The sequence below is a fragment of the Pseudomonas sp. NY15437 genome (genome assembly GCF_048068435.1).
In the GTDB taxonomy this organism is placed as follows: domain Bacteria; phylum Pseudomonadota; class Gammaproteobacteria; order Pseudomonadales; family Pseudomonadaceae; genus Pseudomonas; species Pseudomonas nitroreducens_B.
Genome location: NZ_JBLUQC010000013.1, coordinates 53,162 through 79,494, shown reverse-complemented (window position 1 = coordinate 79,494; position 26,333 = coordinate 53,162). Strand labels below are relative to the sequence as shown.

At 67.2% G+C, this 26,333-nt stretch carries 23 protein-coding genes; 13 read left to right on the top strand and 10 right to left on the bottom strand.

Annotated elements, in window-relative coordinates; genetic code table 11:
• Positions 1-169 precede the first annotated feature (169 nt).
• The 4 genes from ACNFIA_RS24730 (at position 170) to ACNFIA_RS24715 (ending at position 6,001) form a co-directional block, all read left to right on the top strand.
• Complete coding sequence (locus ACNFIA_RS24730) at positions 170-1,945, top strand: type I secretion system permease/ATPase (protein ID WP_416789557.1); 1,776 nt, start codon at positions 170-172, stop codon at positions 1,943-1,945.
• Positions 1,926-3,239: an HlyD family type I secretion periplasmic adaptor subunit gene (locus ACNFIA_RS24725; protein WP_416789554.1), complete on the top strand. Its 1,314-nt coding sequence runs from the start codon at positions 1,926-1,928 to the stop codon at positions 3,237-3,239. Before ACNFIA_RS24730 ends, ACNFIA_RS24725 begins: the two co-directional genes overlap by 20 nt.
• Positions 3,240-3,241: 2 nt before the next feature.
• Positions 3,242-4,621 (top strand): TolC family outer membrane protein, encoded by a 1,380-nt coding sequence (locus tag ACNFIA_RS24720; protein WP_416789551.1) that lies wholly within the window; start codon positions 3,242-3,244, stop codon positions 4,619-4,621.
• A gap of 624 nt (positions 4,622-5,245) precedes the next feature.
• Positions 5,246-6,001, top strand: coding sequence for a response regulator transcription factor (locus tag ACNFIA_RS24715; protein WP_416789548.1), 756 nt, complete (start codon positions 5,246-5,248; stop codon positions 5,999-6,001).
• A 91-nt stretch (positions 6,002-6,092) separates the two neighbouring features.
• On the opposite strand, the gene ACNFIA_RS24710 is transcribed toward ACNFIA_RS24715, so the two are convergent.
• The 5 genes from ACNFIA_RS24710 to ACNFIA_RS24690 form a co-directional block, all read right to left on the bottom strand.
• A complete protein-coding gene (locus ACNFIA_RS24710; RefSeq protein ID WP_416789545.1) occupies positions 6,093-9,788 on the bottom strand; it encodes a DUF5801 repeats-in-toxin domain-containing protein in 3,696 nt (1,231 codons plus the stop codon).
• The gene (locus ACNFIA_RS24705; RefSeq protein WP_416789543.1) at positions 9,674-10,618 is read right to left on the bottom strand and encodes a hypothetical protein; all 945 of its coding nucleotides are present in this window, start codon (positions 10,616-10,618) and stop codon (positions 9,674-9,676) included. The genes ACNFIA_RS24710 and ACNFIA_RS24705 overlap by 115 nt, the downstream gene beginning before the upstream one ends.
• A 292-nt stretch (positions 10,619-10,910) precedes the next feature.
• Positions 10,911-11,321 (bottom strand): PA2817 family protein, encoded by a 411-nt coding sequence (locus tag ACNFIA_RS24700; protein ID WP_259755966.1) that lies wholly within the window; start codon positions 11,319-11,321, stop codon positions 10,911-10,913.
• Positions 11,322-11,393: 72 nt separating this feature from the next.
• Entirely contained in the window at positions 11,394-11,807 is a 414-nt protein-coding gene (locus tag ACNFIA_RS24695) for a PA2816 family glutamine-rich protein (protein WP_416789540.1), read from the bottom strand.
• Positions 11,808-11,923: 116 nt separating this feature from the next.
• The gene (locus tag ACNFIA_RS24690; protein ID WP_416789537.1) at positions 11,924-14,359 is read right to left on the bottom strand and encodes an acyl-CoA dehydrogenase; all 2,436 of its coding nucleotides are present in this window, start codon (positions 14,357-14,359) and stop codon (positions 11,924-11,926) included.
• Between the two features lie 247 nt (positions 14,360-14,606).
• Between ACNFIA_RS24690 and ACNFIA_RS24685 the strand changes: the two genes are divergently transcribed.
• The 4 genes from ACNFIA_RS24685 (at position 14,607) to ACNFIA_RS24670 (ending at position 17,848) form a co-directional block, all read left to right on the top strand.
• Positions 14,607-15,266: a transglutaminase-like domain-containing protein gene (locus ACNFIA_RS24685; protein ID WP_416789534.1), complete on the top strand. Its 660-nt coding sequence runs from the start codon at positions 14,607-14,609 to the stop codon at positions 15,264-15,266.
• A gap of 147 nt (positions 15,267-15,413) precedes the next feature.
• On the top strand, positions 15,414-16,031 hold the full coding sequence (locus tag ACNFIA_RS24680) for a glutathione S-transferase (protein WP_416789531.1): 618 nt from the start codon (positions 15,414-15,416) through the stop codon (positions 16,029-16,031).
• A gap of 108 nt (positions 16,032-16,139) precedes the next feature.
• Positions 16,140-17,072, top strand: a complete 933-nt coding sequence (locus ACNFIA_RS24675; protein ID WP_259755960.1) for an ABC transporter ATP-binding protein — start codon at positions 16,140-16,142, stop codon at positions 17,070-17,072.
• The gene (locus tag ACNFIA_RS24670) at positions 17,069-17,848 is read left to right on the top strand and encodes an ABC transporter permease (protein ID WP_416789528.1); all 780 of its coding nucleotides are present in this window, start codon (positions 17,069-17,071) and stop codon (positions 17,846-17,848) included. Before ACNFIA_RS24675 ends, ACNFIA_RS24670 begins: the two co-directional genes overlap by 4 nt.
• Before the next feature lie 196 nt (positions 17,849-18,044).
• Here the strand turns inward: ACNFIA_RS24670 and ACNFIA_RS24665 are convergent, their stop codons facing one another.
• Positions 18,045-19,361, bottom strand: coding sequence for a heavy metal sensor histidine kinase (locus ACNFIA_RS24665; RefSeq protein ID WP_416789525.1), 1,317 nt, complete (start codon positions 19,359-19,361; stop codon positions 18,045-18,047).
• Positions 19,358-20,038: a heavy metal response regulator transcription factor gene (locus ACNFIA_RS24660; RefSeq protein ID WP_259755956.1), complete on the bottom strand. Its 681-nt coding sequence runs from the start codon at positions 20,036-20,038 to the stop codon at positions 19,358-19,360. Before ACNFIA_RS24660 ends, ACNFIA_RS24665 begins: the two co-directional genes overlap by 4 nt.
• Positions 20,039-20,164: 126 nt before the next feature.
• On the opposite strand from ACNFIA_RS24660, the gene ACNFIA_RS24655 reads away from it, so the two are divergent.
• From ACNFIA_RS24655 to queF, 5 genes are all read left to right on the top strand, one after another.
• Positions 20,165-20,296, top strand: coding sequence for a co-regulatory protein PtrA N-terminal domain-containing protein (locus ACNFIA_RS24655; RefSeq protein WP_259755955.1), 132 nt, complete (start codon positions 20,165-20,167; stop codon positions 20,294-20,296).
• A gap of 172 nt (positions 20,297-20,468) precedes the next feature.
• On the top strand, positions 20,469-21,020 hold the full coding sequence (locus ACNFIA_RS24650) for a cupredoxin domain-containing protein (RefSeq protein WP_259755954.1): 552 nt from the start codon (positions 20,469-20,471) through the stop codon (positions 21,018-21,020).
• A gap of 11 nt (positions 21,021-21,031) precedes the next feature.
• Positions 21,032-22,741, top strand: a complete 1,710-nt coding sequence (locus tag ACNFIA_RS24645; RefSeq protein ID WP_416789520.1) for a copper resistance system multicopper oxidase — start codon at positions 21,032-21,034, stop codon at positions 22,739-22,741.
• A 9-nt stretch (positions 22,742-22,750) separates the two neighbouring features.
• Positions 22,751-23,458: a copper resistance protein B gene (locus ACNFIA_RS24640; RefSeq protein WP_416789517.1), complete on the top strand. Its 708-nt coding sequence runs from the start codon at positions 22,751-22,753 to the stop codon at positions 23,456-23,458.
• A gap of 268 nt (positions 23,459-23,726) precedes the next feature.
• Positions 23,727-24,557 carry an NADPH-dependent 7-cyano-7-deazaguanine reductase QueF gene (queF, locus tag ACNFIA_RS24635; protein WP_259755951.1) on the top strand — a complete coding sequence of 277 codons (831 nt, stop codon included), beginning with the start codon at positions 23,727-23,729 and terminating at the stop codon, positions 24,555-24,557.
• A gap of 64 nt (positions 24,558-24,621) precedes the next feature.
• On the opposite strand, the gene ACNFIA_RS24630 is transcribed toward queF, so the two are convergent.
• From ACNFIA_RS24630 to ACNFIA_RS24620, 3 genes are all read right to left on the bottom strand, one after another.
• Entirely contained in the window at positions 24,622-24,885 is a 264-nt protein-coding gene (locus ACNFIA_RS24630; RefSeq protein WP_259755949.1) for a DUF4404 family protein, read from the bottom strand.
• Positions 24,886-24,963: 78 nt separating this feature from the next.
• Positions 24,964-25,545, bottom strand: a complete 582-nt coding sequence (locus ACNFIA_RS24625; RefSeq protein WP_416789514.1) for a phosphonate degradation HD-domain oxygenase — start codon at positions 25,543-25,545, stop codon at positions 24,964-24,966.
• Positions 25,542-26,285: an HAD family phosphatase gene (locus ACNFIA_RS24620; protein WP_416789511.1), complete on the bottom strand. Its 744-nt coding sequence runs from the start codon at positions 26,283-26,285 to the stop codon at positions 25,542-25,544. Before ACNFIA_RS24620 ends, ACNFIA_RS24625 begins: the two co-directional genes overlap by 4 nt.
• Between the last annotated feature and the right edge of the window lie 48 nt (positions 26,286-26,333).

Here is a 26,333-nt window from a genome sequence, read left to right as displayed (position 1 = left end):
GCGCTGCGCTGCCCGTTATTCGACGGCGTCGAGGCGTGGCGGCGGCCGTTTTTTCACACGTTTTTCACACCCGTTGCGCCGCATCGGAGGTGGCATGGCCATTGGCCGCACAGCCGCCTTGGCGGTGATCTAAGCTCCACTCAGGTTGGCCTCTCCCGCAGAGGTTTCCATGCTAAGCATTCCCCAACAAAGCCTCCGAAGCGCGCTGCAGGCCTGCCGCGAGAGCTTTTTGTTCGTGGGTTTCTTCAGCCTGTTCATCAATGCGCTGATGCTGGTGCCGACCTTCTACATGCTGCAGGTGTACGGTCGGGTGATCACCAGCGGCAGCCTGACCACGCTGACCATGCTGACGCTGATCATGAGCCTGCTGGTGATCACGCTTGGCTCGCTGGAGTGGGTACGCTCGCGCATCCTGGTGCGGGTGAGCACGCGGCTGGATGTGCTGCTCAGTCGCCAGGTCTACAAGGCCAGCTTCCAGCGCGCCCTGCACAGCGGCGGGATGGATGCCTCGGCGCAGCCGCTCAATGACCTGACCGGCCTGCGCCAGTTCCTTGCCGGCAGCGGTCTGTTCGCCTTCTTCGATGCGCCCTGGCTGCCCATCTATATTGCGGTGATGTTCGTCTTCCACCCGTGGCTGGGCTGGGTGGCGGTGGGTAGCGCCGTGCTGCTGCTGGTGCTGGCGGTGATCAACGAAAAGCTCACCGCACCCGCGCTGGCGCAGGCCAACAAGGAGCACATCGCGGCGACGCTCCACACCACCAAGAACCTGCGCAATGCCGAAGTCATCGAGTCCATGGGCATGCTGGAAACGCTGATGGAGCGCTGGGGTGCGCGGCAGCGCAGCGTGCTGCTGTTGCAGTCACTGGCCAGCGACAAGGGCGCGGTGATCAGCACGATCTCCCGGACCTTCCGCCTGCTGGTGCAGTCGCTGGTGCTGGGGTTGGGCGCCTACCTGGCGGTGGACCACCAGGTCGGTCCGGGCATGGTGTTCGCCGGCGCCGTGCTGCTGGGGCGCGCGCTGGCGCCACTGGACCTGATCATCGGTAGCTGGAAGGGCTTAATCTCGGCCCGTTCGCAGTACAACCGGCTCAACGACATCCTCGAAAAGCAGCAGGCGCAACCGCAGCGCATGCCGCTGCCGGCGCCCCAGGGACATATCCAGGTGGAGAACCTGGTGGTGGCGGCGCCCGGCTCGCTGACGCCGATCATCAAGAACATCAGCTTCAGCGTGCCGGCCGGCTGCGTGGTGGGCATCATCGGGCCGAGCGCGGCGGGAAAGTCCACCCTGGTACGGGCGCTGATGGGCGTCTGGCCGCCGCTGCACGGAGTGGTCCGCCTGGACGGCGCGGACATCAGCACCTGGAACAAGCACGACCTCGGCCCCCACGTCGGCTACTTGCCCCAGGACATCGAGCTGTTCGAGGGCACCGTCGGCGAGAACATCGCCCGCTTCAACGAGGTGGATGCGGAGAAGGTCATCCAGGCCGCGAAGATCGCCGGCGTCCACGAGATGATCCTGCTGCTGCCCGATGGCTACGACACCGTCATCGGCAGCGAAGGGCTGATGCTGTCCGGCGGGCAGCGCCAGCGCATCGGCCTGGCCCGTGCGCTGTATGGCAGCCCGCGGCTGATCGTGCTCGACGAGCCCAATTCCAATCTCGACGACGTCGGTGACCGCGCCCTGGCGGCGGCGATCCACCAGATCAAGCAGAGCGGCGCGACCGTCTTCGTCATCACCCACCGCACCAACCTGGTGTCCCAGCTCGACCGTCTGATGCTGATGAACGACGGCACCGTCACGCTCTACGGCTCCCGCGACCAGGTGCTGGCCGAGCTGACTGCCCGGCAGCAGCCCCAGGTGCCGCAACGGCCGATGCCGGCCGGCGCGAGCATCGCGCCGGTCGATACCCACAAGGGAGACGCCGATGCCCAGTCTCCCCGTTGAACGCTTCGCCGACCTGCCGGTATCGGACCTCAAGGTCCGCCGCCTGGGGTTGGCCATCGTCGCCCTGACCTTCGGCCTGTTCGGCACCTGGGCGGCGTTCGCGCCGCTGGACGGCGCGGTGTACGCGCCGGGGGTGGTCACCGTGCAGGCCTACCGCAAGACGGTGCAGCACCCCGAGGGCGGTATCGTCAAACAGGTGCTGGTGCATGACGGCGACATCGTCAAACGCGACGACCCGCTGATCGTGCTCGATGACGCCCAGCTGCGCTTCGAATTCGACATGACCCGCAGCCAGCTGCTTGCCGCCCAGGCCATGGAGGCGCGACTGAAGGCCGAGCGCGACGCCCGGGCGGCGATCGACTTCGTCGGTGTCGGCGACCTGGCCAGCCCGCGTGGCGAAGAGGCGCGGCAGAGCGAAACGCAGGTGTTCAACGCCCGCCAGGGCTCGCGGCAGGGGCAGATTTCGGTGCTGCGCGAGCGCATCGGCCAACTGAACCAGCAGATCGACGGGCTGGAATCGATGATCGGCGCCAAGCAGCAGTTGGCGAGTTCCTACAGCGCCGAGATCGGCGAGCTGTCCGACCTGCTCAAGCAGGGCTATGTCGACAAGCAGCGCCTGCTGGAGCAGCAGCGCAAGCTGGGGATGATTCGCGCGGAAATCGCCGATCACCGCTCCACCATCAACCGCACGCGCCTGCAGATCAACGAAACGCAGCTGCAGATCCTGCAGATCGACAAGGACTTCAGCTCCGAGGTGGCCAAGCAACTGGCCGAGGTGCAGACGCGCCTCTACGACCTGCGGGAGAAAAGCTCGTCGCTGCAGGACCGTCTTGGCCGCATCGTCATCCGCGCGCCCGATGCCGGCATGGTGATCGGCATGACGGTGCACACCGTGGGCGGGGTGGTGCGGCCGGCGACGCCGCTGCTGGACATCGTGCCGTCGGTGTCCGAGCTGGTCATCGAGGCCCAGGTGCCGCCGGTAGACATCGACCGCGTGGCCATCGGCAAGCGCGCCGATATTCGCTTCAGCGCCTTCAACAGTGCCACCACGCCGGTGATCGAGGGCGAGGTCATCAATGTGTCGGCCGATCGCCTGGTCAACGAAAAGACCAACGCGGCCTATTACCTGACGCGGGTCCGGGTCACCGAGAAAGGCGCCCGCGCGCTGGGTGAGCGCAAGCTGCTGCCGGGCATGCCGGCGGACGTGCTGATTATCACCGGGCAACGCACCTTGCTGCAGTACCTGATGCAGCCGGCGCGCAACGCCCTCTCCCAATCGATGATCGAGGAGTGACCATGGGTGCATCTTCACGTGGGCTGGTCGGCGCGCTGATGCTGGCGGCGAGCGTCGCGCTGGCGCAGACCTCTGCGGTGGGGCCCGGCGGCGTCAGCATGGCCGAAGACGGTACTGACCTGCTGCACCTGTACCACGAGGCGCGGCTGGAAGACCCGCAAATACTGGCGTCCTTCGCCCATGCGCAGGCGGGCAAGGAGTACCAGCGCGAGGCCATGGGCGTGCTCCTGCCGCAGCTGTCGCTCAACGCCGGAACGAACCAGATCCACCAGCGCAACGACTTCATCGACGAGAGCTACGACAGCGAGAACTACAGCCTGGTGCTGCGCCAGTACCTGTACAACAAGGCGGCCTGGGAGAACTACCAGAAGTTCAAGAGCATGGCCCTGCAGTCCGAATCCGAGGCGCTGGACGCCCAGGCGGAAGCCACGGTGGAGCTGGCGCGGCGTTACTTCACCGCGTTGGCCGCCGAGGACGAGCTCGAACTGGTGATCGCCGAACGCCGTACCACCCAGGAAAGCCTGGATCGGGTCAACGCGCTGTACGCCAGGCAACTGGCCCTGGTCACCGACCAGCTCGATCTGCAGGCGCGGGTGGACCTGCTGGCCGCGCAGGAACTGGAGGCGCGCAACCAGGCGATCATCAGTCGCGAGGCGCTGGCGGAGATCGTCGGCCGACCGGTGAAGGAGCGACTCAGCCGGGTGCGCAACGATGTGCGCCTGCAGATGACCGAGCGGAGCCTGGACAACTGGGTGCGCGACGGCATCGCCCTGAACCCGGCGCTCAAGGCGCGTGAAAGTAGCGTCGCAGCGGCGGAGGCGGCGCTGCGCAGCGGCAAGGGCGGGCACTATCCGACGCTGAGCCTGAACCTCAGCGCGCAGCAGACCAACGAGGGCTACAACAACTCCCTGGCGCCGCGCACCGACAGCTACGTCGCCGGGGTCGGCCTGCAGGTGCCGATCTACAGCGGCGGCTCCACCTCCGCGCGGGTGCGCGGCCTGTACCAGGACCAGTTGGTGGCCGAGGAGCAACTGGAGGAAATCCGTCGGCGGGTGGTCAAGGAGATCACCAGCGCCTACCTCACGGCCAACTCCAACGGCGAGAAGATCCAGGCCAACCGCCTGGCGCTGGCCTCGGCGCACACGTCGCGGGAGTCGGCGGAAAAGGCCCTGGGCTACGGCATGGTCAATGCGGTGGATGTGCTGGCTGCGGTGCGCAACGAGTTCCGTGCCCGGCGGGATCTGCTCAAGACGCAGTACGAGTTCCTCAGCAATGTGTTCACCCTCAATCGCTGGGCGGGCAAGCCCCCGATCGAGAGCGTGCAGAGCGTCAATGGCTGGCTGGGCGCTGGCAGTGCCAGCGAGGATTTCCCGCGCCCCTGAGCGGGCGCGGGGGCCTTTTGCGCGCCTCAGCCGAGCATTCCCTTTCCTGGTTCCCGCACCCGAGCGGTTGGCTCGGGCGCGGGCGTCCTTGCGCGCGGGTATTCGCCTTGATGTGCCTGGTGTGACGGTATTTTGGCTATGCCTGGCGGCCTCCTGTCCATTCGTCGTTTAATTGACGAGCCCGGCCGCAGCGGGGCAGGGCTCACGTCCCGCTACCGACGCCGCCAGGCCTATGATTTTGCTGAAGTTCCAGGTTTCCTCGGGGAGGGCGCAGGTGACCGCTCGCCGTGAAATCGAACCGCTGATCGACAGGCGGCACGGCGGGAAGCGCAGCGGCCTGGCCTAGACTCAGGTGACCGGCGAGGGAGCACAGCGTCATGTGCAACGTGGTCTTGTTCATTCCTGTCCAGGCCGCCTCACGGGCAGTTCCCGAGCACGGGAAATGGCCGTCGGGCGGGCGGCGGAAGATCGCCCCGCGCCAAGGCAGTCCTCATCGGCCAGCTCCGCGGCTGGCACCGTTCACACCTGTCGCCGCTTCCGTCTTGCTGCCAACCGCCGTAGCCCGGTGGTGAAGACGTCCAGGCAAAGGAGCGCGCGTTCGTTTGCAGAGGGGGGCAGCACGCCATGTCTGACCAGAAGAAACCGATACGGGTGATGCTGATCGATTGCCGCCCACTCGTTCTCATCGGCCTGCACGACCTGATCAATGCCCGAAAACCGCACATGGAGGTCAGCGGCCAGGCCACGACCTACACCTACGCCCTGGACCTGGCCGACCAGCAGCGCCCCGACGTGGTGTTCTTCAGCTTCTTTCCCGATGCCCTGGACCCGCTGGAGGTGGTGGGCGAATTGACCCGCAGCGCGCGGATGAAGGTGCTGGTGCTCAAGGGGCTGTACGAGTCGGTGCCGGTCGCCCAGGCGATCGACGCCGGCGCCCGCGGCATCGTGTTGGCGGAAGACCCGACCGAGTCGATCATCCAGGCCATCGTCAACGTCCACCATCGCGATATCGGCCTGGATCGCGCCTGGGCCGGCGGGCTTTCCGGCTACGCGGCCAACGGCCATGTGCCGCTTCGGTGCAACCGCGAGCAGGCCAAGCAGGCCCGGCTGACGCTGCGCGAGCGGGAACTGATCAGCGCCATCGTCGAAGACCCCTCCGCCAAGTACATGAGCATCGCCGAGCGCCTGGGCATCAGTGAGCACACGGTGCACAACCACCTGAGCAACATCTACCAGAAGCTCGACCTGATCAACCGCATGGACCTGCTGATGTATGCCCTCAAGCACGGCCTGGCCAGCAGCGAGGAGCCGCCGGAATCCGCCTGGGTGGAACTGGACCGGGCGCCGCAGGGCAACGGTACGGCGCTGCGCAACGAGTGAGCGGCCGTTTGCCGGGGTGGCGGGCATGCAGCGGAAAAAAACGAGGCGGGGGCGGTTTCCACACCGCCCCCGCCTCTTTCCCGCGTGCGAATCAGGTAGCGCTGCCGTGGACGATGTCGGTGTTGAGGATGTCGACCCCGACCACGGTGATGGTGGTGATCTGCCCGCCGGTCTCGTGGATGCTCACGACGCTGTCGGCGCCGCTGTTGTCGATGGTCTGCACGGTGGAGCCGGCGTCGCCATTGAGGACCAGCTTGTCACGCTGGCCGGCCGTGTCGAAGCCGGTGACCTGGTACTTGTTCTCGGTGCGCGCCAGATCGACGTTGAAGGCCTCCCGGGTTCCGCTCAGCCCTGCCAGCACGTAGTCGAAGGTCCCGCCGGCGGCCTTGTTGGCGTACAGGTTGGCGGTGAAGGCGCTGGTCGCCGCGTCGCCGTCCTTGTCGGTCACAGTGGCGTTGAACGCCAGCTTGACGTCGCTGGCGAGGTTCTCGACCTGGCGGATGAACTGGATGGTCGGGATCTTCACCATGCCCTCGGCCATCGTCAGCTGGATGGCGTCGATCATCTTGCCGGCGGCCGTCTGCACGGTGAAGGATTTCTGCCCGCCGGCCTCGCTCTGCAGGTTGCCCGCCAGCACCTTGATCGGTGCGCCGGACGTCGTGCCGTCGTCGTAGTAGGCGACGTAGTACAGCGATTCCGAGGTCGGATCGTAGCCGCCCACCGAGTTGTCGATGAACACCTTCACCGAGGTCAGCAACGTCTGCGGGTTGGCGACGAAGCTGTCGTCACCGGCGGTGATGCCGGCGCCGCTGCCCTGCAGCACGTTGTTCTTCACGCCGATGCCGGAGGTGCTGACGTTAAGGGCCTTCTGGTCGTCGATGTAGGACGGCAGGGGGTTGGTCTGCAACTGTGCTTCGGTCGGGTCGGTCGCGCCCTGTCCGATGCCGGTGAGGATGCTGTTGGCGCCCGTTTGTGGCGCCAGTGCCTTGGCCGCGAAGAAGACCACGGCGTCAGTGCCGATGGTCAGCGTCTGCACCGGGTCGGGGCCGCCGGCGCCGAGCGAGCCGTTGGCGGTGCTCAGCACCAGGGTCGAGCTGAAGCCCTGCACCAGGTCCAGGGTGTAGGTGCCATCGGCCAGGGCCGTCAGGGTGTAGTCGACGCTGGTGTTGGGCGTGCCGGCGTTGTTGTCGAAGTCGCCGGTCAGCGTGCCGGCGAAGTGGTAGGCGCCGTTGACGTCCGGCGACGGCGATTGCTCGGTGAGCGTGCCGGTGCCGGTTGTGGTCGTGCCGTTGGGCCGCACCAGGGTGAACTGGCCGTTGCTCAGGACGATATCCAGACCCGCCGCGCCACTGCCATCAGCGCCGAAGCCGTGGTCCCAGTACCCGGTCTGCGCCAGGGTGCTGCCGGTGCCGACGATGTTGCCGAAGGCCAGCGACGGGCCGTCATCGTAGAACACCAGGTTCTGCCCGATGTTCAGGGTCGCCTGGGCGGTGTCGCCATCCTTGTCGGTGGCGGTCGCAGTGAGTTTCACCAGGTTGTCCGCGCTGAGGGTGCGGCTGTCGTTGGGGTCGCTGGCATTGGCGTGAACCACGGCGCGCAGTTGGTCGAGCGTGACGTCGCCATTACTGGCCGCGCTGACGGTGAACACCAGCACGTTGCTGACGGCCGTGCGGCCTTCCACCACCCCGTTGTTGAGCGACAGGTTGACCGCCTGGCCGGTGGCCGTGTCGACCAGCCCGGAGGCGCCGGCGATGACGCTCAGGGCGTAGCTCACCGGGGTCGCGCCGGCCCCGTCGGCGCCGTAGCTGGGGCTGAAGTTGGCGGCGAAGTTCTGCGTCGCGTTGGTGGTGAAGTCGCTTTCGTCCACCGTCAATGTCGGCTCGGTGCCGGTGGTGCCGATGGTCGGTCCGTCATCCTTGAAGATCAGGTTCTGGCCGATGTTCAGCGTGGCCTGGGTGCTGTCGCCTTCCTTGTCGGTGACGGTGGCGGTCAGGGTGACCAGGCTGTCCGAACTCAGGGTGCGTGAGTCATCGGGGTCGTTGGCGTTGGCGTGGACGATGGCGCGCAACTGGTCGAGGGTGACGTCGCCATTGGCGGCCACGCTGACGGTAAATACCAGGTCGTTGCTCACGGCGCAGCGGCCTTCCACCACGTTGCCGTTGAGCGAGAGGACCACCGATTGGCCGGTGGTGGTGTCGGTCAGCCCGGAGGCCCCGGAGACGCAGCCCAGGGTGTAGGTGACAGTGCCACCGCCGTCGGCGCCGAACGAGGAGGTGAAATTGGCGGCAAAGCCCTGCAGCGAGTTGGTCGTGAGATCCGACTCGTCCACCGTCATCACCGGCTCCGTGCCAGCGGGGCTGACGGTCGGCCCGTCATCCTTGAACACCAGGTTCTGGCCGATGTTCAGCGTGGCCTGGGCGCTGTCGCCGTCGCCGTCGGTCTTGGTCGCGGTGAGTTTCACCAGGTCGTCGGAGGCCAGGGTTTTCGAGTCATCCGGGTCGCTGGCATCGGGATGCACCACGGCGCGGATCTGGTCCAGCGTCACGGTGCCGTTGGCGGCCACGCTGACGGTGAACACCAGGTCATTGCTGGAGGCCGTGCGGCCTTCCACCACGGCACCATTCATCGACAGGTTCACGGCTTCACCGGTGGCGGTGTCGACCAGCCCGGACGCCCCGGCGATCACGCTCAGCGCGTAGGTCAGGGTGCCCGCGCCGTCGGCGCCGAAGGACGAGGTGAAGTTGGCGGCGAAGCTCTGCGAGGCATCGGTGCCGAGGGCGGATTCGTCCACCGTCAGCGTGGGCTCGGTGCCGGTGGTGCCGATGCTCGGGCCGTCATCCTCGAAGACCATCTTCGAGCCGATCTCCGCTGTGGCGGTGGACACCTGCAGCAGCTTGAAGCCGCCGATGTCGAAGGCCGCGTGGTCATTGCCCTTGGCCCCGACCGCCGCGCCGTTCTCGACCAGCACGCGGTTGTGTTCCGCCGTGGTGGTGTACTCGATCTTGTAGCCGGCCAGCACGCCGGTGATGGTCGCCACGCCACCAGTGATGGTAATGACGATGCCCGGATCGTTGGCCGAACCGTTGGAGTTCTCCAGTACCGCACCGGTGCTGCTGTTGAGGACCCGGACATTGGTGATGGCGATGGGCGCATCGTTCCCATACCCGTCGATGAAGGCGGTGCCGGACTCGACGGCGGTGCTGAAGGCGCTGATCTTGACCACCGCGCTCTTGCCGCTCTGCAGTTGCACCACATCGAAGCTGGCGGTCTTGGCGTTGAACATCTGGGTGAAGTCGACGTTGGCTTCGACGTCCGCTTCGTTCTGGTCCAGGTTGGGAATGGTCACGTCCTGCCGGGCGCCGGTGACGAAGGTGAAGCGGATGCCTTCCTGCTCGACGATCATCTGGTTGTTGGTGCCGAAGGTGGTCGGGCCGCCGGCCTGGCTGGTGTTGATGGTGTCGCCGGTGGTGATGTTGGCGCCGGTGGACTGGTTGGCCGGGTCCTTGCCGGTGGCGATGATGGTCGGGTCGGTGATGCGCACCACGCCGTTGTCATTCACCGTGGTCGGCGTCGCCGTGGTGAACATCAGGAACAGGTTCTGCCCGGACGGCGCGTTGGCCAGGCTGAAGGTCAGGTCCTGGCTGGTGCCGATGTAGACCTTGTTCAGCAGGTTCAGGGCGTCGTCGGCATTGCTGCCGTCCGGGTGCTTGAGCGGCTGGTATTCGACGGTCCAGATCTTGCCGCCGCTGACGGGCGAGCCGGTTTCCTCGATGTAGGCGGCGAACACGATGGCGCCCGCGGGCCCGCGGGCCCGCCGGCGCGGCCGACGAGGACGTTGTTGTTGGTGGTGTCGGTATACAGAAGGATGTCCTGCCCGGCGAGGGTGTCCAGCCCGCTGTCGAGGCCGTTGAGCGGCGCGCCGCCGCTGCCGGTGAAGAGGATGTCGGTGATGGCGCCGCCCGGCGCGGAGCTGATGGTGAAGGCGTTGCTGCCGGTGTTGCCGACCGCGCCGGTATAGCCGCTCAGCGCGGCGCCCGAGGCAGTGCCGGCGCCCAGGGCCGACAGGCGCGCGGTGAACGCGGCAGGCAGGGCGGCGAGGAGAATGTCGTTGTCATCGGCGTCGCCCGCCGGGCTGGGAGTGGCCGTGGCGTTCTGCAGGCCGGCGGTTTCGTCCAGCGAGACGCTGACGCCGGTTGCCGTCACGGTGGGGCCGGCGTCGGTAAAGGTGGCGGTCGTGGAGGCGTTGTCGCTGGAAGCGGAGAGCAGGAAGCGCGCCCCGGCGGAGTCGTCCGGGTCCACGTACCAGGACGTGGTGATGCTGCCGTTGGCCTGGCCGTCCAGGTCGCCGGCGCCGCCGTCGGTCACGTACCACGGGTCGTGGCCGGCGCCCGCGCTGGTATTGAGCACGTCATCGGCGGTGCCCCACACGCCGTCGGCGCCGGGGCTGGTGGCGTGGTCCACCTCGATCTTCACGGTACTGCCGGCGGCAAAGCCGCTGGCGGTGATGATGGCGGTGCTGCCGGGGGCATAGTCGTTCTGGTCGGTGGTGACAAAGAGGGTGCTGCTGTCATCTGCGGTGGGGCGCGTTGGCGACGCAATCTTCTTATGGAGGGTCATGATGTTCTCCCGAGCATGTCCATGCGTGGCGGCCAGCCCTCGACTGCTGGCCTTTTACTGCTACATGCCACGACTATGAGGACGGCCCGGGGAACGCGCATCGGCCGATACTCCCAGGCAGCCTGGGAGTTTCGGCCCAGGTGGAGCGCGCAGCACAGGCGCGGTGCGGGTTTGCGCGGGTCGCCTGGCGACGGGAGGTTGCTGCGGAGGCGTCAGGCGCTCAGCCGCGAAATGCTGGCGATCGCCCATGAAAAAGCCCGCATCTGCGGGCTTTTTGAATGCTGGTGCGGGGTTAGTGCTTGGGCGTGTCGTCCGGCAGGGCGAGCAGCTGCTTCTCGCGGTTCCAGTCGAAGGCCTCGCCATTTTCCTCGGCCTCGAAACGGCGTTCGTCCAGCTGCTGGTACATCTGCAGCTCCTCGTCGGGCATGTAGTGCAGGCAGTCGCCACCGAAGAACCACAGCAGGTCGCGCGGGATCAAGTGGGCGATCTGCGGGTAGCGGTGGAAGATCTGGCTGATCAGATCCTGGCCCAGGTACTGCGCGCCTTCCGGGTCGCGGGGCAGTTCCACCAGCAGCTCGTCGAAACGTTCGAGGAACAGGCCGTGGTTGTCCTCGGGAACCTGCTCGGCTTCGCCCAGGGCGCCAAGGATCATGCGCAGGTGGTTGAGCAGGGCGATGTGGTGGTCGAGATAGGCGCTGGCCATGGGATTCCTCTGGAGCTGTGTACGAACGGCCGGGGAGTATATCGGGTTTCGCCGCTGCTGCCGCCGGCGCGATCAGCGGAGTGGGCGCATCTGGATCTGCCGGCGCTGGTTGTCGATCTGCTGGCGCTGCTGGTCGAGCAGGCGCTGCTGTTGTTGCAGCTGCTGTTGCTGTAGCTCGGTCTTCTGCCGCTGGATCATCTGGTCGCTCTGGCGGCGCTGTGCGTTCCAGCGCTGCTGGTTATCCTGCTGGCGCTGCAGGTCCTGCTGCTGCCGTTGCAGGCGCTGGTCCTCGTAGTTCAGACGCTGGCTGTCCAGCTGGTTCTGCCGCAACTGCTGCTGGCGGCGCAGGCTGTCCTGCTGTTGCTGGATCGGGTCGATGACCGGGCTGGGCGCCGGCGCCGGGCGCGGCCGGCTGGGGTAGAGCCAGGGGTCGGCTTGCGCGCTGCCGGCCAGCAGGGCGAGCAGGAAGAGAAGGACTCGACGCATGTGCGCATCTCCGCGGGGTGATGCCTTCAGTGTGCACCCGAACGCCCGCGCCGGCATGGCTGTGCGTCGGAGAAAAAAAGGGCGCCCGAAGGCGCCCCGTGCGTGAAAGCGGCTCGTCACTCGGCCTTGCCGGCCAGTTCTTCCTTGGAGAAGTCGTCCACGTCGATCACCGCGCGGCGTGCGCGTTCGGCGGCATGCAGGGTTTGCGCTTCCGCCGCTTCCAGCACGCCCGCCTCGAGGGCCGCATCGATGGAGGACTGCCCCGGCTTGGGATGCACGCCGTGCTCCTTGAGCGCCTTGTGCAGTTTCTTCTGCAGGGGGGCGGCCGCCGCCAGCTGGTCGTAGGCGTAGGTGAGCTTGGCCACCGGATCGTCCTCGCCGGTGGGCAGGTGCGCGCCGGCGAGGATGGCCTGAAGCGCCGGGTCGCTGAGCGGGCGGCCGAGGATGTGGGCGATCTCGGCGTCGAGCGCGTCGCTCGGGCCGCGGTGGCGACGGCCCAGGGGCAGCACCAGTACGCGCAGCAGGCAGGCGAAGGCGCGGTTGGGGAAGTTGTCGATCAGGTCGGCCAGCGCGGCTTCGGCCTTCTCCAGGTTTTCCTCCATGGCCCAGTGCAGCAGCGGGTGCAGGTAGTCCGGGTTGTCGAGGTCGTGGTAGCGCTTGAGCGCGGCGGAGGCGAGGTAGAGGTGGCTCAGCGCATCGCCCAGACGCGCGGACAGGCGTTCGCGGCGCTTCAGCTCGCCGCCGAGCAGCATCATGCTGAAGTCGGCGAGCAGCGCGAAGGACGCGGCGAGGCGGTTCAGGGCGCGGAAATAGGGGCGGCTGATGCGGTCGCCCGGCACCTGGTCGAAGCTGCCCAACCCCAGGCCCAGCAGCAGGCTGCTGGCGGCGTTGCTGACGGCGAAGCCGATGTGGCTCAGCAGCAGTTCGTCGAACTCGCGTTCGGCCTGGTCCTGATCCTCGCGGCGGGCCAGTTCCATCTCCTTGAGCACGTACGGATGGCAGCGGATGGCGCCCTGGCCGAAGATCATCAGGTTGCGCGAGAGGATGTTGGCACCCTCGACGGTGATGAAGATCGGCGCGGCCTGCCAGGAGCGGCCCAGGTAGTTATTCGGGCCCAGGATGATGCCCTTGCCGCCGTGGATGTCCATGGCGTGGGCGATGCACTCGCGGCCGCGTTCGGTGAGGTGGTACTTGAGGATCGCCGAGAGCACCGAGGGCTTCTCGCCCAGGTCCACCGCGTTGGCGGTGAGGATGCGCGCGCTGTCCATCATCCAGGCGTTGCCGCCGAGACGTGCGAGGGCCTCCTGGATGCCTTCGAAGGCCGACAGCGGCACGTTGAACTGCTCGCGTACCTGGGCGTAGCGGCCGCTGACGTAGCTGCCTGCCTTGGCGGCGCTGGTGCCCACCGCCGGCAGGGAGATGGAGCGGCCCACCGACAGGCAGTTCATCAGCATCATCCAGCCTTTGCCGATCATCTCCTGGCCGCCGATGATGCAGTCCAGCGGCACGAACACGTCCTGGCCGGAGTTCGGGCCGTTCATGAAGGCAGCGCCCAGCGGCACGTGGCGGCGGCCGATCTGCACGCCGGGGGTGCTGGTGGGAATCAGCGCCAGGGTAATGCCCAGGTCCTCCTGCTCGCCCAGCAGGTGGTCCGGGTCATGGCACTTGAAGGCCAGGCCGAGGAGGGTGGCCACCGGGCCGAGGGTGATGTAGCGCTTCTCCCAGGTCAGGCGCAGGCCGATGACTTCCTCGCCTTCCCACTGGCCCTTGCAGACCACGCCGACGTCGGTCATGCCGCCGGCATCGGAACCGGCCTGCGGGCTGGTCAGGGCGAAGCAGGGAATCTCCTCGCCGGTCGCCAGGCGCGGCAGGTAGCGCTGGCGCTGGGCATCGGTACCGTAGTGCAGCAGCAGCTCGGCCGGGCCGAGGGAGTTGGGCACCATCACGGTGGAGGCGAGGTCGCCGCTGCGGGTGGCCAGCTTCATCACCACCTGGGAGTGGGCGAAGGCGGAGAAGCCCTTGCCGCCGTATTCCTTGGGAATGATCAGGCCGAAGAAGCCCTGGCTCTTGATGTAGGCCCAGGCTTCGGGCGGCAGGTCCATGTCCTTGCCGACCTGATAGTCATTGATCATCGCGCAGAGCTGTTCGGTGGGGCCATCGACGAAGGCCTGCTCTTCCTCGGTCAGCTGTGCGCGGGGGTAGGCCAGCAGGGTGTGCCAGTCCGGACGGCCGCTGAACAGCTGGCCGTCCCACCACACGGTGCCGGCCTCGATGGCCTCGCGTTCGGTCTCGGACATCGGCGGCAGGGTCTTCTTGAACCAGGCGAACAGCCACGAGGTGAACAGGCTGCGGCGCAGGTCGGTGGCGAGCAGGGTTACCGCGACCACGGCCCACAGCAGCCACAACAGCACCATCCAGCCATGGGCATGGCTGAACAGGCTCATCAGAACCAGGTACACGGCGACGATGCCGAGTGCTTTCAGAGGCGCGGCGCGGCGATGCGCGAGCCAGGCGACGCCGAGGATCAGAACCAGTAACCAGACGAGCAGCATGCGGATTCCTCCATGACAGCCAGCCCCGGCGACCGCAGGCCGCGGCGGGCTTGGTGACGAACGTGCGCGAACACAGCGGCAGGTATTTCCAGCGGGAACTCCCTTCACCATGCACCCAAAGCGTAGCTGGGCGAATCGGACCGATGGCCGCATGGCCGGACAGCTTGGCCGGATCGCCGTGTCGGGCGGATGCCGGCGCTGGTTAGACTGTGGGCGCCATCACGGATGACCGCCCGGAGACAACGCCATGCAGCAATACCTCACACCCAGCCGCTTCGTGGATAGTGACCACCCCGGGGTAATCGAGTTCGCTCTAAATCACCGCGGCAACGGTGCCACGCCGCTGCAGCAGGCGGTGGCGCTGTATTACGCGGTGCGCGACACGGTGCGCTACAACCCCTATGTGTTCAGCCGCGACCCGCAGACCCTCAAGGCCAGCCACGCGCTGCAGGCCGGGCAATCCTACTGCGTGCCCAAGGCCACGCTGCTGGCGGCGTGCGCCCGGCACTGCGGCATCCCCGCGCGCATCGGCCTGGCCGATGTGAAGAACCACCTGGCCACGCCGCGCCTGCTGGAGCTGCTGCGCAGCGAGGTGTTCGCCATGCACGGCTACACCGAGCTGTTCCTCGAAGGGCGCTGGGTCAAGGCCACGCCGGCCTTCGACCTGGGCCTGTGCGAGGCCTTCGGCGTGCTGCCGCTGGAGTTCGACGGGCGCACCGACAGCGTCTTCCACCCGTTCAACCGCGACGGCGAGCGGCACATGGAATACCTGCGCGACCACGGCCAGTTCGCCGACGTGCCCGAGGCGTTCTTCTTCGGCTACCTCAAGCAGTGCTACCCGCACCTGTTCACCGGCGACGACGCGCTGCCCGCGGGTGACCTGCGCAGCGAAGCGGTCCAGGCGTGAACGCCAGCGCCCACATGAACGCAATCGATAGTGACCATCAGTCGATGAGTCTTTTTTCCTGGCGCTGTTGTCGGTAGGGTGCCGTCATCCGAAGTCACGCCTTCAGGTCGTGCCTTCATTCGATGACAACGACAAGAGAGGCGCAGCATGCTCAAGATCTGGGGCAGGAAGAATTCCTCCAATGTGCGCAAGGCGCTCTGGTGCGCGGAAGAGGCGGGCCTGGCCTACGAGCGGATCGACGCCGGCGGCGCCTTCGGCGTCGTCAACGACGCGCCCTACCGCGCGCTGAACCCCAACGGTGTGGTGCCGACCCTGGAGGACGAGGGCTTCGTCCTCTGGGAGTCCAACACCATCGTCCGCTACCTCGCCGCGCGCTACGCGCCGCAGCTCTACCCGCAGGACCTGCAACAACGCGCCAGCGCCGAGAAATGGATGGACTGGACCACCTCGTCCCTGGCGACGCCGTTCCGCACCGTGTTCTGGGGAACCGTGCGCACGCCGCCGGAGCAGCGTGACGTGGCGGCCATCCAGGCGGCCATCGACACCTGCGCCAACCTGCTGGCCATTCCCGAAGCGACCCTGGCGCAGCAGCCCTACCTCACCGGCGCACAATTCGGCATCGGCGACATTCCGCTGGGCTGCTTCATCTATGCTTGGTTCGAAATGCCCATCGAGCGCCCGGCGCAGCCGCACCTGGCGGCCTGGTACGAACGCCTGAAGGCGCGCCCGGCCTACCGTGACGCGGTGATGACCGCACTGACCTGACCTGTCTGCGCGCGCCGCGGCGGTTGCAATCCTCGCGGCATACCCTTATCAAGCAGGCCTTTTTTCCAAAGACAGCTGTCTTTCCACCGACTTGCAACGGGAATACCCATGAGTTCCGCGCTGTCCATCCGTCAATTGACGAAGACCTACGGCAACGGCTTCCAGGCCCTCAAGGGCATCGATCTGGACGTCGCCGAGGGCGATTTCTTTGCCTTGCTGGGCCCCAACGGCGCCGGCAAATCCACCACCATCGGCATCCTCTCCACCCTGGTGAACAAGACCAGTGGCACGGTCAACGTGTTCGGCCATGACCTGGACAAGGACCCCTACGGCCTCAAGCGCTGCCTGGGCGTGGTGCCCCAGGAATTCAACTTCAACCAGTTCGAGAAGGTGTTCGACATCGTCGTCACCCAGGCCGGCTACTACGGCATCCCCATGAGCGTGGCCAAGGGCCGCGCCGAAAAGTACCTCACCCAGCTGGGCCTGTGGGACAAGCGCAACTCCGCCTCCCGCGAGCTCTCCGGCGGCATGAAGCGCCGCCTGATGATCGCCCGCGCGCTGGTGCACGAGCCGCGCCTCTTGATCCTCGACGAACCCACCGCCGGGGTGGACATCGAGCTGCGCCGCTCGATGTGGAACTTCCTCACCGAACTCAACGGCGAAGGCATCAGCATCATCCTCACCACGCACTACCTGGAGGAGGCCGAGCAGCTGTGCCGCAACATCGCGATCATCGACCACGGCACCATCGTGGAGAACACCAGCATGCGCAAGCTGCTGAGCAAGCTGCACGTGGAGACCTTCTACCTCGACCTGCAGGGCACCCTGAGCGAGGCGCCGAAGCTGGACGGCTACCCCGTGCGGCTGGTGGATGACCACACCCTGGAAGTGCAGGTGGACAAGTCGCTGGGCATCAATGGCCTGTTCGTCCAGCTCAACGCCCTGGGCCACCAGGTGCTGAGCCTGCGCAACAAGAGCAATCGGCTGGAGGAGCTGTTCGTGTCGCTGGTGGAGAAGAATCTGTCGAAGGTGGCGGTATGAGCAGCGAACTGCGCGCCAACTGGGTCGCCCTCAACACTATCGTCTACCGCGAAGTCCGCCGCTTCCTGCGCATCTGGCCGCAGACGCTGCTGCCGCCGGCGATCACCATGGTTCTGTACTTCGTCATCTTCGGCAACCTGATCGGCCGGCAGATCGGCGACATGGGTGGCTTCACCTACATGCAGTACATCGTGCCGGGGCTGATCATGATGTCGGTGATCACCAACTCCTACGGCAACGTGGTGTCGAGCTTCTTCGGCAGCAAGTTCCAGCGCAACATCGAGGAACTGCTGGTCTCGCCGGTGTCGCCGCACACCATCCTGCTGGGCTTCGTCTGCGGCGGCGTGCTGCGCGGGCTGGCGGTGGGACTGATCGTCACCCTGCTGTCGCTGTTCTTCACCGACCTGCAGGTCCACCACATCGGTGTGACCGTGCTGGTGGTGGTGCTGACCGCGGCGATCTTCTCCATGGGCGGTTTCGTCAACGCGGTGTTCGCGCGCAATTTCGACGACATCTCCATCGTCCCGACCTTCGTGCTGACGCCGCTGACCTACCTGGGCGGGGTGTTCTACTCGATCAGCCTGCTGCCGCCGTTCTGGCAGACCGTGTCGCTGGCCAACCCGATCCTGCACATGGTCAACGCCTTCCGCTACGGCATTCTCGGCGTGTCCGACATCCGCATCGGCACGGCGGTGATCTTCATGCTGGTGGCGACGGTGGTGCTGTACGTCTTCTGCGTGCGCCTGCTGGTGAGCGGGCGCGGCATGCGCCAGTGAGCGGCGCGTTGCGCGGATGAACAAGGCCCCGGTTGGGGCCTTTTCTTGGTCAGCTGGAACCTCGCTGCACTGGCTTGCCCTCACCCCAGCCCTCTCCCGGAGGGAGAGGGAGCCGCGCGTGCCGGCTGATACCTTGGTTTCCACCTGTGCCGTACAGTCCCCTCTCCCTCTGAGAGAGGGTTAGGGTGAGGGGCTCTTAAACGGGAAACTCGATGACGAACCGCGTCCGCCCCTGCGTCGATTCGCAGCGAATCTCCCCGCCATGGGCACGGACGATGGAGCGGCAGATCGCCAGGCCCAGCCCGGCATGTTCGCCCTGGCCTTCGCGGCGGGCCGGGTCGGCGCGGTAGAAGCGGTCGAACAGGCGCGGCAGGCGTTCGGCGGGGATTTCCCGGCCGGGGTTCTCCACGCTCAGGCGGCCCGGCTCCAGGCGCACGCGGATCAATCCGCCGTCCGGGGTGAAGCGCAGTGCGTTGTCCAGCAGGTTGGCCAGTACCCGCCGCAGCAGCGCGCGGTCGCCTTGCACGGTGAGCTCGCCGTCGCGCTCCAGGCGGATCGCCTTCTCCTCCGCCAGCGGCGCGTAGAACTCCAGCAGCTCGTCCACCTCGCCGGCCAGCGCCAGGGGCTGGCTGCTGGGCGTCAGCAGGCCGTGGTCGGCCTTGGCCAGGAACAGCATGTCGTTGACCATCGCGGTCAGCCGCTCCAGTTCCTCCAGGTTGCCGTGCAGCGCCTCGCGGTAGTCCTCCAGACCGCGCGAGCGCGACAGCACCACCTGGGTCTGGGTCAGCAGCCCGGTGAGCGGCGTGCGCAGCTCGTGGGCGATGTCGGCGGAGAAGGCCGACAGGCGCTGGAAGGCCTCTTCCAGGCGCGCCAGCATGGCATTCAGCTCCCCGGCCAGGCCGCGCAGTTCCTGCGGCATCTGCCCGGCGTCGAGGCGGGTAGTCAGCGAGTGCGCGCTGACCTGCGCCGCCACTTCGGTCATGCGCCGCAGCGGGCGCAGGCTGGCGCGGGCGGCCCAGGCACCGAGCAGGGCGGTGGCCAGCGCGGAGAACCCCATGGTCAGCCAGATCAGCCGCTGCATGCGTTGCAGGAAGTGCTGGTGATGGGTGATGTCGAGGATCAGCGTCAGTTGCGCGCCGTCGCCTTGCCGGGCATCCAGCGGCGCCTGCAATTCGCGGAAGGACGGCTCCTCGCCGTTGGCCATGTTCATTGCCGGGCGCTGCTCGAACCAGACGGCGCCGTCGGCGCTTTGCAGGCGCAGGCCGAGGTCGGGGTGTCGCTCCAGCTCGCGGCGCAGTTCCGCCGTATGCGGTGCCAGTTGCGCCGGGCCGCGAACGTCCCCCAGCACGTCGCGGAAGATCGCCAGCTTGCCGGCCATCAACTGCTGATCCAGCTCGATGAAGTGCGCCTCGCTGGCGCGGCTGAAGAGGACGCCGGCCAGCAGCGACACGGCGGCGGTGCAGGCGGCGAACAGCAGGCTCAGGCGCAGGCCCAGGGACAGGCGCGCGCTCATGCGTCGCGCTCTTCGAGCACGTAACCCATGCCGCGCACGGTATGGATCAGACGCTGCGGGAAGTCGTCGTCGACCTTGGCGCGCAGGCGGCGGATGGCGACTTCGATGACGTTGGTGTCGCTGTCGAAGTTCATGTCCCACACCTGGGAGGCGATCAGCGACTTGGGTAGCACCTCGCCGTGGCGGCGCAGCAGCAGTTCCAGCAGGGCGAACTCCTTGGCGGTCAGGTCGATGCGCTTGCCGGCGCGCTGCACGCGGCGGCGCAGCAGGTCCAGCTCGAGGTCGGCCAGTTGCAGGGTGGTTTCCTGCAGTTGCTGGCCGCCGCGGCGCAGCAGGGTGCGCACGCGGGCGAGCAGTTCGACGAAGGCGAAAGGCTTCACCAGGTAGTCGTCGGCGCCCAGCTCCAGGCCGCGCACGCGGTCTTCCACGGCATCGCGGGCGGTGAGGAACAGCACGGGCACAGCGCTGCCGGTCTGGCGCAGCGCCTGGAGGATCTGCCAGCCATCGCGGCCGGGCAGCATCACATCGAGGATCAGCAGGTCGTGCTCGCCGGCCAGCGCCAGTTGCAGGCCTTCGTCGCCGTCGGCGCTGAGGTCGACGGCGAAGCCGGCCTCGCTCAGGCCCTGCTGCAGGTAATGGCCGATGCGCGGTTCGTCTTCGACGATGAGGAGTTTCATCCGGGTATCCATGGGCGCGCACGGGGCGCAGCTGTCATCAGGGTAATGGGGCGGTCAGCGCGCTGACAGGCTCGGGGTTGCACTCTGGCGGCGTGTTCATTGTCCAGCGCCATCGAGGAGTCCGCCATGCACCTGATCATTTCCCTCTTGTTTGCCGTGTTGTTGTTCCCCGCCGCGCCGGCATTGGCCGACGGCGGAGGGGACATCACCTTCCAGCGCATGCAGGAACAGGCCGCCAAGGCGCGCCAGGCCTGCTGAATCCGTTTCATTGTGGTGCCCCTTGCCCGCCCTTTGGCGGGCTTTTTTTCGCCCTCCTTATACCCCGCCGCGGGCGCGCCGGCGCCAAGCTGACAGAGTTGTAATCTTCCTGACAGCCAAGCCTCAGGCGCCGCCAGCGACCATGGTCATCGTCTTAGAGAGGAGATTCGCCATGTCCCTGCGTCATCTGCTGCACGCTTCCGTCCTCGGCCTCGCCGCCGCCATCAGCCTGCCGGCCCTGGCTGATGCCGGGCATGCCTACGACTTCGGCAAGCCGGCCAAGGCCGCCCAGGCCACCCGCACCGTGGAGATCAAGCTGGGCGAGATGTTCTTCGAACCCGAGAGCATCGACGTCAAGCCGGGCGAGACCGTGCGCTTCGTCATCCACAACACCGGCAGCCTGCTGCACGAATTCAACCTGGGCAGCGCCGCCATGCACGCCGGCCACCAGAAGGAAATGCAGCAGATGATGGACTCGGGAATGCTCACCCCCACCGGCATGCAGCACGACATGAGCCAGATGGACCACAGCAAGATGGGCCATGGCGACCAGCCGATGGGCCAGATGATGAAGCACGACGACCCCAACAGCGTGCTGGTGGAGCCGGGCAAGACCGCCGAGCTGACCTGGACCTTCAGCAAGGCCACCAGCCTGGAGTTCGCCTGCAACATTCCGGGGCACTATCAGGCCGGCATGGTCGGCAAACTGACCGTCAAGCCCTGAGCGCGTAGACGATGAACCGCGCAAGGGAATGGGTTCTGGGGGCGCTGCTGCTGGCACCGTTGACGGTGCAGGCGGGCGTGTATGACCTGACCATCGGCGAAGGCGAGCTGAGGCTGTCCGACGGCGCCCGCAAGGCGCTCACGGTGAACGGCCGCACGCCCGCGCCGGAGCTGCGTTTCAAGGAGGGCGAGGATGTCGAGCTGCGTGTCACCAACACCCTCGATCGCGACACCTCGCTGCACTGGCACGGGCTGATCCTGCCCTATACCCAGGATGGCGTGCCGGGCATCAGCTTCCCCGGCATCAAGCCCGGCGAAACCTTCACCTACCGCTTCACCGTGAAGCAGTCGGGCACCTACTGGTACCACGCCCACAGCGACTTCCAGGAAATCGAGGGGCTCTACGGCCCGCTGGTGATCGAGCCCAAGGCGCGCGAGCCGTACCGCTACGACCGCGAGTACACCCTGCTGCTGGCCGACTGGCACGACACCCGGCCGGAAACCGTATACGCCAACCTGAAGAAACAGAGCGACTACTACAACCGCAACCAGCGCACCCTGGGCGACTTCATCGCCGATGCCAGCGCCAATGGCGTGATGGCGACCCTGCGCGACCGCCTGGACTGGGGCGGCATGCGCATGACGCCCACGGACATCGCCGACATCGCCGGCTTCCGTTTCCTGGTCAACGGCCAGGACAGCGAGCAGAACTGGACCGGCTTGTTCAAGCCTGGCGAACGCGTGCGGCTGCGCATCATCAACGGTTCCGGCATGAGCTACTTCGACCTGCGCATCCCCGGCCTGAAGATGACCGTGGTGCAGGCCGACGGCAACGACGTGCAGCCGGTGACGGTGGACGAGCTGCGCATCGCCGTGGCCGAGACCTATGACGTGATCGTCCAGCCGCAGGAAGACCGCGCCTACACCTTCTTCGCCGAAGCCATGGACCGCAGCGGCTATGCCCGAGCCACCCTGACGCCGCGCGCCGGCTTGCAGGCCGAGGTACCGGCGCTGCGCGAACGGCCGTTGTTGAGCATGGCCGACATGGGCATGAGCCATGAGGGCATGGACCACGGTGGCATGGCGATGGCGGGGCAGGGCGCTGACGCGGCGGGGGCGGACATGGCCGGGGTGGACCACTCCAGCATGGCGGGAATGGATCACTCGAAGATGCAGGGCATGGACCATTCGCAGATGGCTGGCATGGATCATTCGGCCATGTCCTCACCGAAGTCCGACTACGCCCCCGGCAGCGGGCTGACGCCGCAGCCGGCCGAGCCGGGCAACCGCCTGCTGGTGTATGCGGACCTCAAAGCCATGCGCCCGTACGCCGACTACCGCGCGCCGGACCGCACGATCGAGTTCCGCCTGACCGGCAACATGGAGCGCTACTTCTGGTCCATCGACGGCAAGAAGTACTCCGAGGCCGAGCCGATCCGCCTGACCTACGGCGAACGGGTGCGCATCCGCTTCGTCAACGACACCATGATGACCCACCCCATGCACCTGCACGGCATGTGGATGCAACTGGACAAGGGCAACGGCCGCTTCAACCCGCTCAAGCACGTGGTCAGCGTGGCGCCGGGCAGCACCCTGGATGTCGACGTGCCCGCCGACGCCCTGGGCGAATGGGCCTTCCATTGCCACCTGATCTACCACATGGCCGCCGGGATGATGCGCAAGGTCATCGTCGAGCCGGCTCCCGCCAGCGCCAGCCTCTGAGGAACCGCCATGAAACGCATGACAACGGTGGCCTGCGCGGCGACCCTGGGCCTCGCCTTGCCCGCGCACGGCGCCGAGATGGACGACATGCCCCTGGGCTCGCTGCTGATCCAGCGCCTGGAAAGTCGCTTCCACGGCAACGACCAGGCCCTGGGCTGGGAGGCCCAGGGCTGGTACGGCACCGACTACCAGAAGCTGCGCCTGAAGCTGGAGGGCGAGCGCGATGCCGGTGGCCCGACCACCGACAACGAGGTGCAACTGCTCTACCAGCGCATGGTCGCGGACTTCTGGGACTGGCAGGTGGGCGTGCGCCACGACGACCAGCCGGGGCCGTCGCGCAGCTATGCGGTGCTCGGCGTCCAGGGCCTGGCGCCGCAGTGGTTCGAGGTGGACGCCAACCTCTTCCTCAGCGAACGCGGCGACCCGTCCCTGCGCCTGGAGACCGAGTACGAGCTGCTGCTGACCCAGCGGCTGATCCTCGAACCCTCGCTGGAGTACAACCTGGCGCTGGCCGACGACCGCGACATCGGCGTGGGCGCCGGCGGCAGCGAACTGGAGGCTGGCCTGCGCCTGCGCTACGAAGTACGCCGGGAGTTCGCGCCCTACGTCGGCTACGTCTGGAGCAAGACCTACGGCCGCAGCGGCGACCTCGCCCGCGCCGAGGGCGAGCACGATGAGGAGGGCTACTGGGTCGCGGGCGTGAGGATGTGGTTCTGACCTGTCCGTTCGGCTGTGATTGCCCGCGAATCCGGCTCCTACGGCGCTCACCTGTAGGAGCGGGCCATGCCCGCGATCGCGCGAATGGCGCGCTCCTACAAGGTGGCAGTGGAGCCGCCGGGAAATCCGTTCGCGAGCAAGCTCGCTCCTACAGGAGCCGGCCCTTTCAGCCCCCGGCTCGTCCGCCGCCTGCTGAAAGGGCCGGCGGATTTGTATACACTCGCCGCCTCGCACCACCACCCGCATCGCCGATCCAGCAGGTCTTCCCATGCAGCACCCCGCCGAACACTCGCCCCTGGGCAAATCCAGCGAATACGTCTCCACCTACGCGCCGCAGCTGCTGTTCCCGATCTCCCGCAGCACCAAGTGGGCGGAGCTGGGGCTGACCGCGCAAACCCTGCCGTACCAGGGCGTGGATCTGTGGAACTGCTACGAGCTGTCCTGGCTGACCGCCTCGGGCAAGCCGGTGGTGGCCATCGGCGAATTCTCGATCCCGGCGCAGTCGCCGAACATCATCGAGTCCAAGTCCTTCAAGCTCTACCTCAACTCGCTGAACCAGACCGCGTTCGACAGCGCCGATGCCGTGCGCGCGGTGATGGAGCGCGACCTCTCCGCCGCCGCCGGCGCGCCGGTGGGCGTGCGGGTGCGCAGCCTGGACGACGTGGCGGGGGAGGGCGTGGCCGTCATCCACGGCACCTGTGTCGATGACCTGGACGTCGCGGTGGAGAGTTACGACCACCCGCGCCCGGAACTGCTGCGTTGCGACGATACCCGTCGCGTCGACGAAGTGCTCTACAGTCACCTGCTCAAGTCCAACTGCCCGGTCACCGGCCAGCCGGACTGGGGCACGCTGGTGGTGGACTACAGCGGCCCGGCCCTGGATGCCGCCAGCCTGCTGGCCTATGTCGTATCCTTCCGCCAGCACCAGGATTTCCACGAGCAGTGCGTCGAGCGCATCTACCTCGACCTGCAACGCCTGCTGCAACCCACCCGCCTGACCGTCTACGCGCGCTACGTGCGCCGTGGCGGGCTGGACATCAACCCCTACCGCAGCAGCGAAGCCGTGCAGCCCGACAACCGCCGGCTGGTGCGCCAGTAGAGCTCGGTAAATCGCGGAGACGAAAAACCCGGCCTTGGCCGGGTTTTTCTATGTCCGTGGCGGGTCAGATGCCCATGTTCGCCAGGCTCTGCACGATGGAGCGCAGCGTGCCGGCCAGCGTCGGATGGCTCGCCTCGAAGCGCTCGACGGCCAGGTTGACGTTGTCCATGAGCGTCTCGTCGGCCAGCGCCTCTTCGTTGGCCAGCTGCATCTCGATGTCCTTGATCAGCGCTTGCAGCGATGCGCGCTCTTCCTCGTTCAGCGGCGGCTGACGCTCGAGCTGCTCGCGCAGGGCCTGGAGTTCTTCCTGGAGGCGTTGTGTCGGCATGGTGGTGTCCTTCTGCGGTTCGTACGCAAAGATGGACCTCGCCCGGCGGGCAAAAGGTCCATCGCCATGCCGTTGAGCTTAACTCGCCGCGCGCACCCTTGCCTGATGCCGATCAACACGCAGCAGGCGTTCGAGCAGCGGGAAGAAGTGCTCCAGCTCCGGCGTGCGCATGGCCGGGTCCTTGCCCAGGTCGTCCAGCCGGCGCAGGGTCAGCGCGTCCTGGGAGAAGGGGGCGTTGAGGAAGGCGCTGGCGCCGCGCGCGTCGAACGGCCCGCCCTGCAGCGCCAGGCTCTGCCGCGACGCCCACGACAGGCCGGCGTGGTAGGCCGGGTCGACCGCGCAGAGATAGCGCTTGGCGGCCACGTGCAGGCGGATCGGCTGCCATACCGATTCGGGCAGCAGCTCGCGCAACAGATGGGCGCCAAATTCCTCGTGACGCTGGTCCTGTTCGTCGATCAGCTGCGGGTCCTCGTAGAGGTGGCCGATGTCGTGGAGCAGGGCGGCGATCACCAGGCTGTCGGAGCACCCGGCGCGTTCGGCCAGGGTGGCGCACTGCAGCGCGTGTTCGGCCTGGCTGATGGCTTCGCCATACGGCTCGGCGCCATGGCTGGCGAAGCGCTCGGCCAGCTCGTCGAGGAAGCGGTGACGCATGTGCTTCACGGTTTTTCTCCTTTCAGGCGGCGGCCGGCGATGTCCTGCAGGCAGGAATCCAGCTCGCCCAGGTGATCGATGACCGAGTGCACGCCGAGGCGGTACAGGCCCAGCGTCGCCTGGGCGCGGAGGCGGTCGCGGTCGAGGTTGCCCAGGGCATCCCAGTCCCCCGGTGCATGGCCGCACAGCGGGCCGCTGGCAGCCAGGCCGATGGTCCACAGGCCGGCATTCAGGCCTGCCTGGAGCAGCCGCGGCTGGCCGCTGACCAGCACGCAACCGTCCAGGTGCGGACTGTCCAGCTGCATCAGCGCCTGCCAGCAGGCGTCTGGCGCGGGCCACGGGCGGGCGGCGATGTTCAGCCCGGCGGCGAGGCGTTCGTCGAGAGCGGCGGCCAGGTGGCGGGTGGTGGCGTCGGGCAGCTCATCCAGCCAGGCGCAGGGCACCCCGCGCCGGTGCAGGCTGTGCAGGGCCTCCAGGGCGCCAGGCGTGGGCTCGGCATGGGCCTGGGCAGCGTCGTCCAGGGCGCACTGGAAGCGGCTGCGTTCGTCGGCATCGGCGCGGCGGCCCAGCAGCCGTTCCAGGGCTTGCTGCGGGGGCAGGGCGAGGGTATCGGCCAGGCGCTCCGGCGGGGCCTCGGGGCAGGTGCGTTGCAGGGCTACCGGCAGCGTCCTGGCGCCGAAGTCCACCAGGTCGCCCGAGAGTCCGAACAGCAGGGTCGTAAAGCGCGGCAGGTCGGCGGTCGCAGGCATGGTGGGCTTTTCTGATGATTGGTCTAGGCCAGGCTAGCGGGGCAATGT